This is a genomic window from Aestuariivirga sp. (assembly GCF_044238155.1).
In the GTDB taxonomy this organism is placed as follows: domain Bacteria; phylum Pseudomonadota; class Alphaproteobacteria; order Rhizobiales; family Aestuariivirgaceae; genus Aestuariivirga.
This window is the reverse complement of the sequence record NZ_JBIIDX010000215.1, coordinates 1-3,843: the sequence shown is the minus strand read 5'-3', so window position 1 is coordinate 3,843 and position 3,843 is coordinate 1. Positions and strand designations below refer to the sequence as shown.

The 3,843-nt window shown below is 59.1% G+C and carries 3 protein-coding genes and 1 pseudogene; 2 read left to right on the top strand and 2 right to left on the bottom strand.

All coding sequences use genetic code 11. The annotated features are described in order from the left end of the window. Positions 1–171: 171 nt before the first annotated feature. Positions 172–1,386, bottom strand: a complete 1,215-nt coding sequence (locus ACILRN_RS16085; protein WP_395689978.1) for a phytanoyl-CoA dioxygenase family protein — start codon at positions 1,384–1,386, stop codon at positions 172–174. 164 nt (positions 1,387–1,550) lie between these two features. On the opposite strand from ACILRN_RS16085, the gene ACILRN_RS16080 reads away from it, so the two are divergent. Next, entirely contained in the window at positions 1,551–2,099 is a 549-nt protein-coding gene (locus tag ACILRN_RS16080) for a hypothetical protein (protein WP_395689977.1), read from the top strand. Between the two features lie 324 nt (positions 2,100–2,423). Here the strand turns inward: ACILRN_RS16080 and ACILRN_RS16075 are convergent, their stop codons facing one another. Next, complete coding sequence (locus ACILRN_RS16075; RefSeq protein ID WP_395689976.1) at positions 2,424–2,963, bottom strand: hypothetical protein; 540 nt, start codon at positions 2,961–2,963, stop codon at positions 2,424–2,426. A gap of 295 nt (positions 2,964–3,258) precedes the next feature. Here ACILRN_RS16075 and ACILRN_RS16070 point away from each other — a divergent pair. Then, positions 3,259–3,843: pseudogene (locus tag ACILRN_RS16070) on the top strand (twin-arginine translocation pathway signal protein); the annotation flags it as partial.

The window sequence follows — 3,843 nt, the reverse complement described above, 5'->3', positions numbered from 1 at the left end:
TATCATCGAATTCGTCCTTGATGATCTGCCGTTCCTGGTCGGCGCCATCGAGGTCCTTGCGGCCAAGATGGCCGGAAAATACCCTGTACCGGAAGCGGTAGATGCTCTCTCGCGCTTGCTCGTCTTCTGCCTGGTGGATCGTAATCATGGCATATCGGGTTTCACGTCAGGTCAGTCGCCTGCCACAAGGTGGCTTGTTCTACGGGTGGTGTAGGCGTCGATTGCAGACGTGAGCCTGGCAGGGTCCCATGATTGATCGAGTGCCTGGCGCAGAATGTCCTGCTGGCTGGGGGGCGCCATCCCGCTGAGCGGGGAATCGATGTCGAGGTTGCAAGGAAAAGGATAGCCCTCCGCCGTTGCGGCAATCAGGGTTTCGGTGGCGCGTTTGCTCAGCCGTCCATCCTTCACCATTGCCAGCATGGTCGGATATAGATGCTTGGTCATGCGGGCACGATCGACGATCTCTATGGAGCGGCCATAGCCTGAGCCGATCTGCATCAGATTGGCAAGTCGCTCGACATCTGCAGTGACATTGCTTCCTGCCGCGTGAAACAGGGCAGGGTTGAAGAATAGTGCATCACCAGCCTGCAGGGGAAGCTGCACATGATGGTCTTCGAAGTAGGAGCGGAATTCTGGCAGCAGAGTGGCGAAATAGCCTGGCAGATAGGCTTGTGAGTAGGGCAGGAACTTGGTGGCACCACTGTCGACAGTCATGTCGCAATGGGAGATGCCGCCCTGCAGCGTCAGTGCCGCCGACAGGCGGTGAACAGTCGCGGGATAATCACGCAGCTGATGCTCCTGCTGGAAGCCCATGTGGTAGTCGCGATGTGGAACCTGTGCCCTTCCGCCCGGATAGACGAGGTTCACCTGGCAGGTGATCTGGTAAAGCGGTCCGAGCCATGACCGGCTGACCAGATCGATCACGTCATTCGCCGCATAGCGGGCAAAGAGCTCGGGCGCCCGCATGCAGAGCTTTTCGTGGGAGTTCCATACACGCGCGTTGCTGCCGGCCTTGGCAAAGTGATCGCCCTTGCCGCCGGAGGCGGCGCGCTCCTCGGCGATGATCTGGCGCAGAATGCTGCTTACGGCATCAAGCAGCGCGCGGTCGCGGATTGCACCGCGGAACACGACAATCCCGGGGCCATCAAGAAAAACCCGGTGCCATTCCGCCATGAATTTCATCGATTCGTCGGGACTTTGGGCGGCATGCTCCACCTTGCGGGCATCGTAGACCGGCACGTTGCGCTCGATCCTTTCGGCGAGCGGACAGTCGGACGGGCTGGTCACTTGTTCCACCAGAGCTCTGAAATCGTCGATGCGACAGTCGGCGGCCGTGAGCCAGACGGGTGGTCGGGCAGGGCTGCCGGGAAGGGGCCGGTCCATCATTCGTTCTCCGTGAGATCGGTAAGGTTGCCGGGGCCGCGAGCACTGAAAGACAGCTGTTCAGGCAAGGTTGGGCCCGATCATGCGCCTGGGTCAAGGCCTGCTGCCTGCTGTCGCCGGGATTGCGGAGACATGGATTGCCACTGCCCAGAGCGAGGTGCTAGAGGATGTCAATATACAACTTGAAGAAGGCGCTGCCTGCCGTTGTGCCGGTGGCCGTGACGGCGTGTTCAGTCACGGCCTCGGCCCCTCGCCAGTCCGCGTCGATGAGGCTGAACTGGGGAGGCATGGTGGAAGAAGAGGTTCTGGACGCGTCTCTCCTTGTGTTCTGGTGCATGCTGGCGGTGATCCTGATCGCTGCAGCCGTGATGATGATCACTTTCATCCGGACGCGCAACTTCATGCGTGATGCGCTGACCGCGACGGCGCGCATCGATGACGTCAAGCCGCTGGGCAGGGGACTCGTGGCGGCTGCCATCTCCTTCCCGGATGCCACCGGGCGCACGGTCGAGTCGGCGGTTGCTGTCCCGGCGCTCGACCATCATGCGGGTGAGATGATCGACATTGTGTTCCGGCGAAGCGACCCAGCCGATGTCCGGCTGAACAGCTTCATGTCCCTGTGGATTGTCCCATTGCTTTGCGGCGAGGCGGTGTTGCTTACGGCGGTGGTATTGGCGGCGTTGCTTTATGCCGGGGTGGCGCGGTTGCCGGTCTGAGCGCCTGCTCCGGCCCGGTTCATGATTTCAGATCGTGAAGGGCATCGTTGCTGCGCTGGAAATCTGGTGAAGGAATTATTGCAATTGACGAAGATCGACCTGCCCACTGTGCCAAACCTCTTTTCTTGGGCTACTGAAACAAGGCCGCGTTTTTTGCGCCGGTGGCACCCCAGCGATCAATTCCGTCGTTTGCCATCTGAACATGACCGATCAGCGCCAAGGCCTCGTCCTGAAACAACAAGGCCAAGACCTGGAATGATCGACACGCGCGAGCCTTTGTCTTGGCAAGGCCCCGATCAACAACGCTGACGCAGAATGCCCCGATCAGGGGTAGGTTTGTGGGACCGGCACGGTTGGGAGCGTGTCGGTCTTTTCCAGCATGCTGGTGAAGGCTGCCGCGCTGCCATCGTTGAGGTGGCCCATCTGGATGACTTCGGCGGTCGTTTCACCGACCAGTCTGAAAAAGCCCCCACCTGAAACGCCAGCAAACTTTGCGTCCGGGGTGCCGTCCCTAACCGGATCCGCCTCGACATATTGGTACAAGCCTGGGCCGATGGCGGTCAGAACGGCATGCTCCAGGATATTCACCCCCGCCTTCTCGTTCCACCACCGGAGTTCAATCACATAGATATCGTCCGTTCTGCTCAGAAATCGAACATAGAAGTTCTTGCCCGTCTTGATTTCCTGCTTGCCATCTGGCGAGACGGCCACGCGGCTGTGCTCCTTCTTGGACATCCAGATTGTGCCTTCGAGATTGCTTGCCGTGTCTGCGGCCACAGAGGGTGTCCGGTCGAAAACACCAACAACAAGAGCGGCACTCAAACACGCCATCACCATGGCCGCAAAACGGATCCGCCTGAACATCCCCGGTATCTCCTTCAAAAAGCAAAGCATGTCGATTTCTTCATCCGGTTGGCATCAGCCAACTCAGGGTCGACAGAGTAATTGCAAACGATTTCTTGTCAACTGGAGGGGAGTCACTTGCCGTGGTTGCTGTGACCACTGATGCCCACCCCCCAAAAAAGATATCAGGCGCTTATCATTTCTCCGCTGGTGTTGAGGCGAACTAGGCGGAATGCAAGGCAGAGAAAGTAGAAGCAGTTTGCATTTAGTTCGATATTGAACTAAATTCTGCGCCGCTCAACCGAAGAGGCAAGTCATGGGCTATACACGTCGAAAGACACTGTTCCTGGTTGGAGGAGGCGTTGTTGTGGCTGCTGCAGGCGCAACTGCCTATTCTGTCTCTCGCCAGCCGAGTTCGGCCCTCAAGCCCTGGGAGATGGCCGGGGATTACACGGAGATTCGGCGCAAGGCGCTGTCCTTTGCCTTGCTGGCGCCGAACCCGCACAACCGCCAGCCGTGGCTCGTGCAACTCATCGGAGAAGATGAAGTGGTGCTCTATGCCGATCGGCAGCGGCTCTTGCCACAGACTGACCCCTACAGCCGACAGATTACCATAGGGTTGGGTGGCTTTCTCGAGCTCATGCGGATGGCAGCGGCAGAAGATGGATATCGTGTCGATCTTACCCTTTTCCCCGACGGTGAGGACCAGACGGTTCTCGACGGCAGGCCAATCGCCCGCGGCATCTTTCACGCTGATCCAGGCATGCCGCGTGATCCTCTGTTCTCGAGTGTTCTTTCCCGTCGTTCCCTCAAAGAGCCTTACGACACGAACAAGCCAGTCGAGGCTGCGCTACTGCAAACTCTTGCCGCCAGCGCGGTGTCAGGCTCCCGGTTCGGGGGG